At 59.8% G+C, this 13,909-nt stretch carries 16 protein-coding genes; 10 read left to right on the top strand and 6 right to left on the bottom strand.

Going from position 1 to position 13,909, the window contains the following annotated elements:
* The first annotated feature begins 136 nt into the window (after positions 1–136).
* The 6 genes from carA (at position 137) to ACI3KQ_RS05795 (ending at position 6,601) form a co-directional block, all read left to right on the top strand.
* Positions 137–1,300, top strand: coding sequence for a glutamine-hydrolyzing carbamoyl-phosphate synthase small subunit (carA, locus tag ACI3KQ_RS05820; protein ID WP_404955684.1), 1,164 nt, complete (start codon positions 137–139; stop codon positions 1,298–1,300).
* Entirely contained in the window at positions 1,297–1,665 is a 369-nt protein-coding gene (locus ACI3KQ_RS05815; RefSeq protein ID WP_404955682.1) for a ribonuclease E inhibitor RraB, read from the top strand. Before carA ends, ACI3KQ_RS05815 begins: the two co-directional genes overlap by 4 nt.
* Positions 1,665–2,042, top strand: coding sequence for a hypothetical protein (locus ACI3KQ_RS05810; protein ID WP_404955681.1), 378 nt, complete (start codon positions 1,665–1,667; stop codon positions 2,040–2,042). The genes ACI3KQ_RS05815 and ACI3KQ_RS05810 overlap by 1 nt, the downstream gene beginning before the upstream one ends.
* The gene (gene carB / locus ACI3KQ_RS05805; RefSeq protein ID WP_404955679.1) at positions 2,042–5,377 is read left to right on the top strand and encodes a carbamoyl-phosphate synthase large subunit; all 3,336 of its coding nucleotides are present in this window, start codon (positions 2,042–2,044) and stop codon (positions 5,375–5,377) included. Before ACI3KQ_RS05810 ends, carB begins: the two co-directional genes overlap by 1 nt.
* A gap of 82 nt (positions 5,378–5,459) precedes the next feature.
* Positions 5,460–5,936: a transcription elongation factor GreA gene (gene greA / locus ACI3KQ_RS05800; protein WP_404955677.1), complete on the top strand. Its 477-nt coding sequence runs from the start codon at positions 5,460–5,462 to the stop codon at positions 5,934–5,936.
* A 26-nt stretch (positions 5,937–5,962) separates the two neighbouring features.
* Positions 5,963–6,601 (top strand): rhomboid family intramembrane serine protease, encoded by a 639-nt coding sequence (locus ACI3KQ_RS05795; protein ID WP_404955675.1) that lies wholly within the window; start codon positions 5,963–5,965, stop codon positions 6,599–6,601.
* Between the two features lie 16 nt (positions 6,602–6,617).
* Here the strand turns inward: ACI3KQ_RS05795 and ACI3KQ_RS05790 are convergent, their stop codons facing one another.
* The 5 genes from ACI3KQ_RS05790 to ACI3KQ_RS05770 form a co-directional block, all read right to left on the bottom strand.
* Entirely contained in the window at positions 6,618–6,842 is a 225-nt protein-coding gene (locus ACI3KQ_RS05790; protein ID WP_404955673.1) for a DUF4170 domain-containing protein, read from the bottom strand.
* Positions 6,843–6,922: 80 nt separating this feature from the next.
* The gene (locus tag ACI3KQ_RS05785; protein WP_404955671.1) at positions 6,923–7,510 is read right to left on the bottom strand and encodes a hypothetical protein; all 588 of its coding nucleotides are present in this window, start codon (positions 7,508–7,510) and stop codon (positions 6,923–6,925) included.
* A complete protein-coding gene (locus ACI3KQ_RS05780; RefSeq protein WP_404955669.1) occupies positions 7,503–7,826 on the bottom strand; it encodes a hypothetical protein in 324 nt (107 codons plus the stop codon). The genes ACI3KQ_RS05785 and ACI3KQ_RS05780 overlap by 8 nt, the downstream gene beginning before the upstream one ends.
* A complete protein-coding gene (locus ACI3KQ_RS05775; RefSeq protein WP_404955668.1) occupies positions 7,823–8,194 on the bottom strand; it encodes a hypothetical protein in 372 nt (123 codons plus the stop codon). Before ACI3KQ_RS05775 ends, ACI3KQ_RS05780 begins: the two co-directional genes overlap by 4 nt.
* A gap of 50 nt (positions 8,195–8,244) precedes the next feature.
* Positions 8,245–8,832: a hypothetical protein gene (locus ACI3KQ_RS05770; protein WP_404955666.1), complete on the bottom strand. Its 588-nt coding sequence runs from the start codon at positions 8,830–8,832 to the stop codon at positions 8,245–8,247.
* Between the two features lie 210 nt (positions 8,833–9,042).
* Here ACI3KQ_RS05770 and eno point away from each other — a divergent pair, with 210 nt between their 5' ends.
* From eno to ACI3KQ_RS05750, 4 genes are all read left to right on the top strand, one after another.
* Positions 9,043–10,317 carry a phosphopyruvate hydratase gene (gene eno, locus ACI3KQ_RS05765; protein WP_404955664.1) on the top strand — a complete coding sequence of 425 codons (1,275 nt, stop codon included), beginning with the start codon at positions 9,043–9,045 and terminating at the stop codon, positions 10,315–10,317.
* 74 nt (positions 10,318–10,391) lie between these two features.
* Positions 10,392–10,703: a septum formation initiator family protein gene (locus ACI3KQ_RS05760; RefSeq protein ID WP_404955662.1), complete on the top strand. Its 312-nt coding sequence runs from the start codon at positions 10,392–10,394 to the stop codon at positions 10,701–10,703.
* Between the two features lie 111 nt (positions 10,704–10,814).
* Positions 10,815–11,888, top strand: a complete 1,074-nt coding sequence (gene pdhA / locus ACI3KQ_RS05755; protein WP_404955661.1) for a pyruvate dehydrogenase (acetyl-transferring) E1 component subunit alpha — start codon at positions 10,815–10,817, stop codon at positions 11,886–11,888.
* Positions 11,888–13,258: a pyruvate dehydrogenase complex E1 component subunit beta gene (locus ACI3KQ_RS05750; protein ID WP_404955659.1), complete on the top strand. Its 1,371-nt coding sequence runs from the start codon at positions 11,888–11,890 to the stop codon at positions 13,256–13,258. Before pdhA ends, ACI3KQ_RS05750 begins: the two co-directional genes overlap by 1 nt.
* Before the next feature lie 51 nt (positions 13,259–13,309).
* On the opposite strand, the gene ACI3KQ_RS05745 is transcribed toward ACI3KQ_RS05750, so the two are convergent.
* Positions 13,310–13,897, bottom strand: a complete 588-nt coding sequence (locus ACI3KQ_RS05745) for a hypothetical protein (RefSeq protein WP_404955658.1) — start codon at positions 13,895–13,897, stop codon at positions 13,310–13,312.
* Between the last annotated feature and the right edge of the window lie 12 nt (positions 13,898–13,909).

The following is a 13,909-nucleotide window of genomic DNA, read 5'->3' as shown; positions in this document are numbered from 1 at the left end:
TGCCGGAAAAGACCAGATATAACGCCAAAAGAGATTTTTTACAGTGGTTGACCGCGGGGCCTCACAGGCATAGGTGACCGGCCGTTTAACCCGCTGCAGACGGGTTCCCGCTAAAAGCATAAAGGACGCTACGACCATGGCTGATGCCAAGACCCTCACCGTGCCCAAAGGAGCGACAGGGGTATTGGTTTTCGCCGACGGATCCGCCGTCTTTGGCCGCGGCTTCGGCGCTGTAGGCGATGCAGTGGGCGAACTCTGCTTCAACACCGCCATGACCGGCTATCAGGAAGTGATGACCGACCCCAGCTATGCCGGGCAGATCGTCACCTTCACCTTCCCGCATATCGGCAATGTCGGCACGAACCTGGACGACGTCGAAGCGGACAACCCCTTCGCATTGGGCTGCGTCGTGCGGCAGGACGTGACGGAGCCCAGCAACTTCCGTAACGTCGAACCCTTCGACCAGTGGATGAAGGAAAACGGCCGCATCGGCCTTTCCGGCGTGGACACCCGCGCGCTCACCCGCAGGATCCGCCTGAGGGGCGCGCCCAACGTCGTCATCGCCCATAATCCGGAAGGCAATTTCGACCTCGCCGCCTTAGCGGACAAGGCCGCCAGCTGGCCCGGCCTTGAAGGCATGGACCTCGCCATCGAAGTCACGGGGAAGGAAAGCCGCCTCTGGAAGGATGGCGTGTGGAAGCTCGGCTTCGGCTACGGCAAGGATGAGGCCGCTGATGAACGTCCGCATGTCGTCGCCATTGACTATGGCGCGAAGAACAACATCTTCCGCAACCTGGTAAAGGCGGGCGCTCGCGTCACCGTGCTTCCCGCCACCGCCACTTACGAGCAGGTGATGGAGCAAAAGCCCGATGGCGTGTTCCTCTCCAACGGCCCCGGCGATCCGGCCGCGACTGGCGAATATGCCGTGCCCGTCATCAAAAAAGTGCTGGAAGCTGACAAGCCCGTCTTCGGCATCTGCCTCGGCCACCAAATGCTGGCGCTCGCCGCCGGTGCCAAGACCATCAAGATGCACCAGGGGCATCGCGGCGCGAACCACCCGGTCAAGCGTCTGTCCGACGGGCTGGTCGAGATCACCTCGATGAACCACGGCTTTGCAGTCGACAGCGACACACTGCCCGCCAATGTGAAGCCGACCCATGTGTCGCTCTTCGACGGCAGCAACTGCGGCATCGAACTGACGGACAAAAAGGCTTTCTCGGTACAGTATCACCCCGAAGCCTCGCCCGGCCCGCAGGACAGTTTCTACCTGTTCCAGCGCTTCGTTGAGGGGCTTAAGTGAGCCAAAACCTCCCCCCGGTTGACGAAGCCCGCCTCGCGGCAGAGTGGGAGGCGGACAAGGAAGTCCTCGCCAACCTCGCTGCCAATGGCGACGTGGCGCGTTTGTCGCGCCCGGTCGATGTCAGCTTCAAGGGCAGCGAAAAGGATTTCGAGCGCGTTCTCGCCATCGCCAGCCAGTTCGGCTTCGTCGAACTCGACCGTGAAGAGGATGAAGATGGCGACCTGTTCCTATTCCTCGAATGCGAGCAACCGGTCGATGAACAGTCGATCCGCGCCCTGACGAAGAAGTGCCTCCAGATCGAAATCCTCTGCGGCGTCGAATATGACGGCTGGGGTTGCGAGGCTCGGACGGGGGGCGTGCATTGATGGCCAGAAATGAATACGTTGAGGGGGAGTACGCTGATGAAGGCTACTTTCTCGACCCACAAGATGGCGCAACCGCAGTTGGACAGGCGATCACTGCAAATAGCTCAGCATGGACAGGTCTTACACGAACCATTGTTGATGCTCGAAATGCCGCCGTTATAAGCAAATTGATTACTAAGGCGCTGGACGAGTTACCCGGTGAGGAACGCGGCAATGTCGAGGTCATGCAGGCCGCTGCATATCTAAAAGCTGCTCAGGAACTGGTCAACGCACCTGAACCACCGTCAGAGTTGATCTGGCAACTCATCAGCAGGGCTGCTGATGTCGTCGGCCTTATCGGCCTATTCTACACGATTTTTTCGCAGGCTACCCACTAATGCCCAAACGCACCGACATCTCCTCCATCCTCATCATCGGCGCTGGCCCGATCATCATCGGCCAGGCTTGCGAGTTCGACTATTCGGGCACGCAGGCGGTGAAGGCGCTCAAGGAAGAGGGCTATCGCATCATCCTGGTGAATTCCAACCCGGCCACCATCATGACCGACCCGGAATTTGCCGACGCCACCTATGTCGAGCCGATCACGCCCGAAATCGTGGCGAAGATCATCGAGAAGGAACGCCCCGACGCGGTGCTGCCGACCATGGGCGGCCAGACGGCGCTCAACACCGCGCTCGCGCTCTTCAACGACGGCACGCTGGAAAAGTTCGGCGTTCAGATGATCGGCGCCGACGCAGAGGCCATCGACAAGGCGGAGGACCGGATCAAGTTCCGCGACGCCATGGACAAGATCGGGCTGGAATCCGCTCGCTCGCGCATCGCCCACACGATGGAAGAGGCGTTGGAGGCTCTGGAATTCACCGGCCTTCCCTCGATCATCCGCCCCAGCTTCACCATGGGCGGCACCGGCGGCGGCATCGCCTATAATCGCGAAGAGTTCGTCAATATCGTGCGCGGCGGTCTCGACGCTTCCCCCACGACCGAGGTCCTGATCGAGGAATCGCTGCTCGGCTGGAAAGAATATGAGATGGAAGTCGTGCGCGACCGCAACGACAACGCCATCATCATCTGCTCGATCGAAAATGTCGATCCGATGGGCGTCCACACCGGCGACTCCATCACTGTCGCGCCCGCGCTGACGCTGACGGACAAGGAATATCAGATCATGCGCAACGCGAGCATCGCGGTGCTGCGTGAAATTGGCGTGGAAACAGGCGGTTCGAACGTACAGTTCGCAGTCAATCCGAAGGACGGTCGCCTGATCGTCATCGAGATGAACCCGCGTGTCTCCCGCTCTTCGGCGTTAGCGTCGAAAGCGACTGGCTTCCCGATCGCCAAGGTCGCGGCGAAGCTCGCCGTCGGCTACACGCTGGACGAGATCGAGAATGACATCACCGGCGCGACCCCGGCCTCGTTCGAACCCACCATCGACTATGTCGTGACCAAGATCCCGCGCTTCGCCTTCGAAAAGTTCAAGGGCAGCGAGCCGCTGCTCGGCACCGCGATGAAGTCGGTGGGTGAGGTGATGGCGATCGGCCGCAACATCCATGAATCGATGCAGAAGGCGCTGCGCGGCCTCGAAACCGGCCTCTGCGGCTTCGATGAGGTCCAGCATCTGGTCGGCGCGCCCAAGGACGACATCGTCGCGGCGCTTGCCTCACCGACGCCTGACCGTCTGCTCGTCGCCGCGCAAGCCCTGCGCGAAGAGCTAACCGTCGCCGAAATCCACAACATCGCCAAGTTCGATCCGTGGTTCCTGGAGCGGATCAAGGAAGTCATCGACGCGGAAGCCGAAGTGCTGGCGAATGGCCTGCCGCAGGACGCAGACGGCATGCGCCGCCTGAAGGCGATGGGCTTCTCCGACCAGCGCCTCGCCCATCTGGCGCTCAAGTCCGCCAATCTGCGCGGCATGGAACGCGGAATCGCACGCGGTTCGGGCCTGATCCACGAAGCGGTCAAGGCGATGACCGGCGGCGTCACCGAAGCGGAAGTACGCAGCCTGCGCCACAAGCTTGGCGTGCGTCCGGTCTTCAAGCGCATCGACACCTGCGCCGCAGAGTTCGAGGCGAAGACGCCCTACATGTATTCGACCTACGAAGCGCCGCTCTTCGGCGAGGCGGAGAATGAGGCGCAGCCCAGCGACCGCAAGAAGGTCGTGATCCTGGGCGGCGGTCCCAACCGGATCGGGCAGGGGATCGAGTTCGACTATTGCTGCGTCCACGCCTGCTTCGCGCTGTCGGACGCGGGCTATGAGACGATCATGATCAACTGCAACCCGGAAACGGTTTCGACCGATTATGATACCTCCGATCGCCTCTATTTCGAGCCGCTGACTGCCGAGGACGTTCTGGAAATCCTGAGCGTTGAAATGTCGAACGGCACCCTTGCGGGCGTTATCGTCCAGTTCGGCGGCCAGACCCCGCTCAAGCTCGCGCAGGCTCTGGAAGATGCGGGCGTTCCCATCCTCGGCACCTCGCCCGATGCGATCGACCTTGCAGAAGACCGCGAGCGTTTCGCGGCCCTCATCGATAAGCTCAAGCTCAAGCAGCCCGCCAACGGCATCGCCCGCAGCCGCGAGGAAGCGATCGCGGTCGCCAACCGTATCGGCTACCCGGTTCTGATGCGCCCGTCCTACGTCCTTGGAGGCCGCGCCATGGAGATTGTCGACGGCCAGGCCCAGCTGGAGGAATATATCGCCACCGCCGTCCAGGTGTCCGGCGACTCTCCGGTGCTGATCGACCAATATCTGCGCGACGCGACCGAAGTGGACGTCGACGCGCTCTGTGACGGCGACGATGTGGTCGTGGCAGGTGTGCTCCAGCATATCGAAGAAGCGGGCGTCCATTCCGGGGACAGCGCCTGCTCGCTGCCGCCCTATAGCCTATCGGACGAAGTGATCGCGGAGATCGAACGTCAGACGGAAGTTCTGGCTCGTGCCCTGTCGGTGCGCGGCCTTATGAACATCCAGTTCGCCGTCAAGGACGGGGTCGTTTATCTAATTGAGGTTAACCCCCGTGCCAGCCGCACCGTCCCCTTCGTCGCCAAGGCCATCGGCACGCCCATCGCCAAGATCGCGTCGCGCGTCATGGCGGGTGAAAAGATCAAGGATCTGCCGAAGATCGATCGCCACGCGATCTCGCATGTTGCAGTCAAGGAAGCTGTATTCCCCTTCGGCCGCTTCCCCGGCGTCGATCCCGTTCTCTCACCGGAAATGAAAAGTACCGGCGAAGTCATGGGTATCGATAGTAATTTTGCGACCGCCTTTGCCAAAGCACAGATCGGCGCAGGTACAATATTGCCGACCAGCGGTACGGTGTTCGTGTCGGTCAAGGACAGCGACAAATCGGTGGTTCTCCCAGCAGTGCATAAGCTGGCGGGGCTGGGCTTCATCATCGCCGCTACCGGGGGCACGGCTCGATATCTGGAAGAGCAGGGCATATCCGTTCAATCGGTGAACAAGGTGGCGGAAGGTCGTCCGCACATCGTGGATAAAATTACTGATGGGGACATCGATCTAATTTTCAACACCACCGAAGGCTGGCAGTCGTTGAAGGACAGCAAAGCGATTCGCACCAGCGCGCTTCGGGCGAAGGTTGCGAGTTTCACCACGGCGGCCGCCAGCGTTGCGGCAGCGGACGCGATAGAAGCATTGCTTGGCCATGCACTTGAAGTGCGGTCCCTCCAGTCCTATTATCCTAGGCCGCAAGCCTGACCCCCTGCATTAGGAACCATGCTGCGGGCGGCCTCGACCAAAGAGGCTGCCAAAGGGAAGTTTTGACAAAGGATCTTCGATAATGGCGACCGTCGAAAAGATGCCGATGCTGCAGACGGGCTATGACAAGCTGACCGCGCAGCTTCGCGAACTCAAGGCCGAGCGGCCTTTGATTGTGGACGCTATCGAAGAAGCGCGCGCCCATGGCGACCTGTCGGAAAATGCCGAATATCATGCGGCAAAGGAACGGCAGGGTCAGGTGGAAGCGACCATCGGCGACCTGGAAGACAAGCTGTCGCGCGCGCAGATCATCGATCCTACGTCGCTGTCAGGTGACAAGGTCGTCTTTGGCGCGACGGTCACTTTGCAGGATGAGGACGAAAAGCCCGTCCGTTATCAGATTGTTGGCCAGGCAGAAGCTGACGCGAAGCTGGGCATGATCAGCTACAACAGTCCGCTGGGACGGGCGCTTATCGGCCGTCAGGTCGGCGAAGAGGTTGAAGTCTCTGTACCGTCGGGTGACAAATTCTACGTCGTCGACAAAATAGAATTCATCTGAACGAGGTGCAGCTGCCCGCAGGCCGAATGACTAGTTCGATCGCGGCGATCACCTTTGCCGCGTTCCTGATTCTGTTGCTGTCGGGGCAGACCGACAATGCGGCAGTTCTGGGTGGGTTCATAGCTGCGCGGTTCGGGGATCCAGGCTTGTTCGCAGGCGTGGCGGCTGTGCCAGCATGGCTGACACCGCTTAGTTGTGCACTGATCCATGCGGGTTGGCTGCATATCGGCTTCAATCTGCTGATGCTGATCTTTTGCGGCCGACAGGTCGAACAGGTGCTTCAGAAGGGTGCTTTTCTGACCCTTTACATCGCGGGTGCCTACGGCGCAGCAGCGTTGCAGTGGGCGATGCAGCCGGATGCGCTTAACCCAATGATAGGGGCCAGCGGCGCTATCTCGGCCGTGATCGCGACATATGCACTGCTCTTCAGCCAGCAATCGGTGCGCAGCATCGGGCCTTTTTCGGCAAACCTCCTCCGCATTCTGTGGTTGGCTGCAGGATGGATAGTGATCCAACTGATGATCGGCGTGGCGACCGCAGGCGGCATCGGAGATCTGGGACAGATCGCGGTGGCGGCGCATATCGGGGGCTTTTTGGTTGGTCTGCTGCTTACGCGCCCGTTGCTCTGGTGGCGCTTTCGCAAAAGACCTCAGTCGCTGATCTGACGCCGCCGCCGCGGCATTATTGGGTCTGGGGTAGGTCAGGTTCCAGCAGGCGGTGCAGGTGCACGATGACATAGCGCATTTCGGCGTCGTCAACCGTGCGCTGTGCCGCCCCGCGCCAGGCGTTTTCCGCCGACGCAAAGTCAGGGAAAATCCCTACGACGTCGATCGAGTCCAGATCTTCAAATTCCAGCGTTTGAGGGTCTTTGACGCGACCGCCCATGACCAGGTGGAGCTTGCTCATATATTTTATAATCTCCCTCGGAAGGAACGGGCAGCCTTAGCAGTGAGGCCGCCCGTGTCCAAGCGGAAGGAGCGACAGTATCAGTGTTTGGGCAGCCTGGCCTTGAGCGTTTCGCTGACCGTATCGATCTTGCTGGCGACAAGAGTGACGAGGTTGTCGGCCAAGCGCGACGCTGTACCGCTGATGTCAGCGGAAGCAGCGGTGTCCCGCGCAGACGCAGCAGCATGACTGGCCCCTTCGCGAGCTTGGTGGAACGCATCGCTCGCGCTGGATTTAACGCTCACTGCTCCCTCTGCGGCGGCGTTACGCGCGGCCAGGGCGGCTTCCACCACTCGGCTGCCTGCCGTCGTGGCAATGGCGGGCAGGGCCTTGAGCGCAGCGCGGCTTTTTGGGAACATCCACGCGATCATCGCACCTGCCGCGACGGCGCCAGCCACTGCGACTATCGGATGCTCTTGCACGATTTCATTCGCGCGCGTCGCGACTCGTTGGGTGCGTGCGCGCGCGTCGCTATAGACATCTTCGGCACGTTCACGGCCGTTTTGAATGAGGTCGCTGGCGCTGTCGCGTGCCTTGCCCGTGGTATCGCGCAACTTTTCCGTCGTAGTTTCTGCAATATCGTTTGCAGCGTCGCGTACGCGAGTGATCTGGGCGCGAATGTCAGCCATCGTCTTTCTCCGATTGATCCGGGGTGCGGTTGGTAGCTCGAACGTATATACGCCGGAAAAGTGCCGAAAGCGGGCGGCGGAACAAATAGATGCCTAACGCCCCGGCAGCCGCAACTGTGGCGACTGGGCGCTCACTAACTTGTGCCAAGGCTGTTGAACTCACCTTGTGAAACCGGTCGGCCACCTTTTGCTGAACATCCCGCTTCAACCGGGCAGGCGACAGCCGGGCCTTTACCGTCGTGGCGCTAGACCGAAACGCCGCCTTTTTCGATTCTGCCTCGATATTTGCCCTTTTATATTGTTCTTCCGGCGTCATGACTGGACCGCCTTCTTCATGCGGGCGATGCGCGTCTTTGCCAACAGCAACAACAGTAAAGCCACAAGCAGGGATGACCCGAATATAATGATGGTCGCCCATCCCGCACCGACATGAGGTTGGAGCGTGATGATAAGTCCCACAAGAAAAGCGATCAGTCCTGATATCGCGATCAGAAAGCCCGCCGCGCCAAAAATGACGGCATCCTTGACACCCGACCCGACAATGCCCGCGCGCAGCTTCTGTCGCTCGATCTCCGCATCGGCATAGGCGCGTCCGTCGGAATACAGCCGGGCGAATGCCGCACGAACGGTGTCCTGATCTTCCTCCGTTTCCGGATTCGCCGCAAGAGTTGGCTGTTTACTCAAACGCCCCTCCACCCCAGGCCGGGGTCTTGTTTAATGAAATGAAAATCGCGCTACGCCTCGTCATCGGATCCCTTGGCCAGGCGCATGAGTACGAAGCCAACGACAGCCGCCGCTCCGATGGCGACCGCGGGACTCTTGCGTACGAAATCGCGTGCTTCAGTCATCAACTGATCGACATCCTTGCTGTCCAGTTTGTCCGCAGCGCCGGCCACCGACTCGGCGGCCTGCCGAGCATAGTCGCCATATTGGGGGCCCAGTTTCGCATCGACTGTTCCGGCCGTATCGGAAATCAGCTTGGCCAGGCTCTGCATCGCTGATCCGGTCCGATCCTTGGCCGCGCCAGCAGCCGACATGGCCGTCTTTGATGCCTGTTCCTTTAACGGATCGATATGTGTTCTCCAGTCGACGGCGTTCAACTTTTCGGTGGCGGTCTTGACCACCTTTTCTGCCTGCGCCTTGACCGGCTCAATCTGTGATGTCCAGCTTGCAGCGGCCTTGTCCACCGGGGCGACAGGCGCACTTGCCGTGGCGGCGGTCTTCAAAGGTGCGGCAGGTGCTGCTCCAGCGCTCTTCCTCGGCTTCGGATTGGGCGCTTTTTTTGCGCGCTTTGCGGGCGGGGTGTCCGGTGTATCGACCATCGTCCTATGTCTCCTCAGATATGGTGGGGTCGCGATGCGGCCGGATGGGTATCCGTCCTAATGCTTTGCGGCGCGCCACAGTTCCGTTGCCGTTACAATTTTGAACATCGGCATTTTTCGAGTCCTTGCAAGCCCCTGCATTGCCATTCCCAAAGCTGCTGTCTAAGCGATGCGCAAAGCAGGCCCAATGCAGTATTTCAGGGAGCGACCATGACCGCTATTCTCGATATCCACGCTCGGCAAATCCTAGACAGCCGGGGCAATCCCACTGTCGAAGTCGATGTCATGCTGGAGGACGGCAGCTTCGGTCGCGCGGCGGTGCCATCGGGTGCTTCGACCGGCGCCTATGAAGCGGTCGAAAAGCGCGACGGGGACGCCACCAAATATCTGGGCAAGGGTGTGCTCGCTGCCGTGGCGGCAGTAAATGACGAAATTGCCGAACAGCTCATCGGTTTCGACGCGGAAGATCAGGCTGAAGTCGATGCGGCGATGATCTCACTGGACGGGACCGAGAATAAGGCGCGGCTCGGCGCCAATGCCATCCTGGGCGTCAGCCTGGCCACGGCGAAGGCTGCGGCGGACGCGCGCGGCCTGCCGCTCTATCGCTATGTCGGCGGCGTTTCCGCCCATGTGTTGCCGGTGCCGATGATGAATATCATCAACGGTGGTGAGCATGCCGACAATCCAATCGATTTCCAGGAATTCATGATCATGCCGGTGGGCGCGGAAAGCCTGGCCGATGCCGTGCGCGTGGGGGCCGAGATATTCCACACGCTTAAAAAAGGCCTGCATGACAAGGGGCTGGCGACGGCGGTGGGCGACGAAGGCGGCTTTGCGCCGAACCTGTCGTCGACCACGGACGCTCTGGACTTCATCCTCGCCTCCATTGAAAAGGCGGGTTACAAGCCGGGTGACGACGTGATGCTGGCGCTGGATTGCGCATCCACGGAATTCTTCAAGAACGGAAAATATGAGATGGTGGGCGAGGGCAAGAGCCTGACCTCTGCAGAGATGGCCGATTACCTTGCTGATCTGGTGGCCCGTTATCCGATCAAGTCGATCGAAGACGGCATGGGCGAGGATGATTTTGAAGGCTGGAAGATCCTGACTGACAAGATCGGCGATAAATGCCAGTTGGTGGGCGACGACCTGTTCGTCACCAACCCCAAGCGTCTGGGCATGGGCATCGACAAGGGGCTGGCCAATTCGCTGCTAGTGAAGGTGAATCAGATTGGTTCATTGACCGAAACGCTGGCAGCGGTGGATATGGCGCACCGCGCGCGCTACACCGCCGTCATGTCCCACCGTTCCGGCGAGACCGAGGATGCGACCATTGCAGACCTGGCCGTTGCCACCAATTGTGGGCAGATCAAGACTGGCTCGCTGGCTCGTTCCGACCGGCTCGCCAAATATAATCAATTGATCCGGATCGAAGAGGAACTGGGGGACGTCGCCGTTTATGCGGGGCGTTCCATCTTCCGCTGATATTCTTTCAAGGACCGGCCGTCGGGGAACAGAATTCCCTTGCGGCCAGCGTTCAGCTGTGATTCAACTTACCTATGGCGCACATTGCTAAGCTTCGCATATTGTTATGGTCTGCTCTTGGGCCAGCAATTGCGGTGCTTCTTCTTCTGTTCTTCGCGGGATATGTCGTGCTGGGGTCAAACGGGATTCTGGCGTGGGGTGATTACACGCGGCAACTGCACCATGCCAAGGTGGAGTTGGCACAGGTCGCGGCGCATCGCACTGAACTGAAAAACCGCGTCGACCTGCTCAATCCGCGCCGGGTCGATCCGGACCTCAGCGATGAGCTGATCAGGCGCCAACTGGGCGTCATCCATAATGACGAAGTGGTCGTTCCGCTGAACTGACCGGAAGGCGGTCCGCGCCGCTATTCGCAGTCCTCAAACGTTGCATTTGGCGGACTTGTGCCGCTATACCGGCGTTCCTTCCATCCATGTCCACGCAAAAGGATAAGAGCCTTGGCGAAACCAACGACGCCGCGTCCATCGCGCGCTAAAGCAAAGGGGGCAAACCCTGCTAGCGCCGACCATAACCGGCCTCGCCCTGACACACCGTCCGTATACAAGGCATCCAAGGAAGAACTGATGGAGTTCTACCGACAGATGGTCCTCATCCGCCGGTTTGAGGAAAAAGCGGGTCAACTCTACGGCTTGGGCCTGATCGGTGGATTTTGTCACCTTTATATCGGCCAGGAAGCCGTCGCGGTCGGCATTCAATCCGCCCTTCAGCCAGGCAAGGACAGCGTGATCACCGGCTATCGCGACCATGGGCACATGCTGGCTTATGGCATCGATCCCAAAGTCATCATGGCCGAACTGACCGGGCGCGAAGCTGGCATTTCAAGGGGCAAGGGCGGTTCGATGCACATGTTCAGCGTCGAACATAGATTTTTCGGCGGCCATGGCATCGTCGGTGCGCAGGTATCATTGGGCGCGGGGCTTGGCTTTGCGCATAAATATAATGATGACGGTGGCGTGTGCGTCGCTTATTTCGGTGACGGGGCTGCTAACCAGGGCCAGGTCTATGAGAGCTTCAACATGGCCGAGCTATGGAAGCTGCCGATCATCTTCGTGATCGAAAACAACCAATATGCCATGGGCACCAGCGTCAACCGGTCATCGGCCGAAGATCAGCTTTATCGCCGAGGCGAAAGCTTCCGCATTCCGGGGCTGCAGGTCGATGGCATGGACGTGCTGGCCGTGCGCGGCGCGACTGAGGAAGCGCTGAAATGGGTGCAGGGGGGCAACGGGCCGATCCTTCTGGAAATGAAAACATACCGCTATCGGGGCCACTCCATGTCGGACCCTGCCAAATACCGGTCGCGTGAGGAAGTGCAGGCGATGCGCGAGAAATCCGATCCGATCGAAGGCGCGAAGAAATATCTCACCGAAATGGGCGTTGGCGAAGACGAACTCAAGAAGGTCGATCAAGACATCCGCAAGATCGTGAGTGACTCTGCCGACTTCGCTGAAACTTCCCCTGAACCGGAAATGTCGGAACTTTATACCGACGTGCTGGTGGAGCAATATTAATGGGTATCGAAATCAAGATGCCGGCGCTGTCGCCGACTATGGAGGAAGGCACGCTTGCCAAGTGGCTCGTCAAGGAAGGCGATGAGGTCCGTTCCGGCGACATTCTGGCCGAGATTGAAACGGACAAGGCGACGATGGAATTCGAAGCCGTCGATGAGGGCAAGATCGGTTCGATTGTCGTGCCAGAGGGGTCGGAAGGCGTGAAGGTCGGAACCGTCATCGCGACCATGGCGGGTGAAGAAGGCGAGCAGCCGTCTGTTCCGGCTCCCAAGGACAGCAAGACCGAGCCTGAAAGCACGCCGAAGAAGGCGGAAAGCGGCACGTCCAAGCTGACAACCCAAGTCCGGCCAGCCGTTCAGGACGCCGACTTGCCCGAAGGCACCGAAATGGTGAAGACGACCGTTCGCGAAGCTCTGCGCGACGCGATGGCGGAAGAGATGCGCCGAGACGAGCGGGTCTTCGTAATGGGCGAAGAGGTTGCCGAATATCAAGGCGCCTATAAGGTCACGCAGGGCCTGCTGGACGAATTTGGAGCCAAGCGCGTCATCGATACGCCGATTACCGAATATGGCTTTGCCGGCGTTGGTGCGGGCGCCGCCATGGGTGGTTTGCGTCCGGTGATTGAATTCATGACGTTCAACTTCGCGATGCAGGCGATCGATCACATCATTAACTCCGCGGCCAAGACCAACTATATGTCGGGCGGTCAGATGCGTTGCCCGATCGTATTCCGTGGTCCCAATGGCGCGGCCAGCCGCGTCGGTGCCCAGCATAGCCAGAATTACGGTCCCTGGTATGCGGCGGTTCCCGGCCTGATCGTCATCGCGCCCTATGATGCAGCGGATGCCAAAGGCCTTCTCAAGGCTGCGATCCGGTCGGAAGATCCAGTCGTATTCCTGGAAAATGAGCTGGTCTACGGCCGCAGCTTCGACGTGCCCAAGCTGGATGATTATGTCCTGCCGATCGGCAAGGCGCGGATTGTGCGGCAGGGCGCGGACGTAACGCTGGTCAGCTATTCGATCGGCGTCGGCGTCGCGCTGGAAGCGGCGGAGACGCTCGCGTCCGAAGGCATCGATGCTGAAGTCATCGACCTTCGCACCTTGCGGCCGCTGGACACGGCGACGGTGCTGGAAAGCCTGAAGAAGACCAACCGCATTGTGGTGGTCGAAGAAGGCTGGCCGGTCTGTTCAATCGCGTCGGAAATCGCGGCGGTGGCGATGGAACAGGGCTTCGACGACCTCGACGCCCCGGTGCTGCGCGTGACGAACGAAGATGTCCCGCTACCCTACGCCGCCAATCTGGAAAAGGCGGCGCTGATCGACGCGGACCGAGTCGTGGCTACCGTGAAAAAGGTTTGCTATCGCGGCTGACACGCATGGGGGAGGCGCGATGGACGCCTTCCCCCATGTTGTCATCCTGCATCAAGCGCAGGCCGATTTCGTAACATTTTCGGTATTATATACGTCGGTGATATCCCGGCTGTCACGGACGTTGAATGCTGACATTTCGGTGATGTCATGGAGCGGCAACCAAATGAGCGGCATCAGCCGCTGATAGCGGTAGCGGATTTCCACGACCATGACTGCCGTTCCCGATGCGGCCTTCAATTCTGCGCCGGTTGGTCCCACTCCGGGAAAGCTGGTTCCCGTTTCACCGGTTTTTTCTGGACCATAGGCTGAGGAATAATCGACGCCGCCAAAACAACGCTGCCAGGCTATTGTCTGGCCACCGTCATCATTCTCCTGCAGGCTGGACAGGATGATCCGGCTGTTTGTGCCAAGAGCCAGACCGGGAGCCTGCAAATCCGCGCCGATGAATACATCGTTGATTTCCGCTTCGCTCACCGGCTTGTTGTTAATCGCGCTTTGGGCTCCCATACGCGAAGCGTTGTCGGCAACCATCACCGAAAGTTCGCCTATCTGCTTCACAGTCAGGGCGTAGTTGGTCAGCTCAAGGCCTGATGTCGCCATGATCAGAAGAAATGGAAGGGAAAAGGCGAATTCGGTCAACGCCAATCCGCT

The organism is Sphingobium sp. ZW T5_29, from assembly GCF_044987515.1.
In the GTDB taxonomy this organism is placed as follows: domain Bacteria; phylum Pseudomonadota; class Alphaproteobacteria; order Sphingomonadales; family Sphingomonadaceae; genus Sphingobium.
Note: the sequence above shows the minus strand (reverse complement) of the source record. Positions and strands in the feature narration are given on the sequence as shown.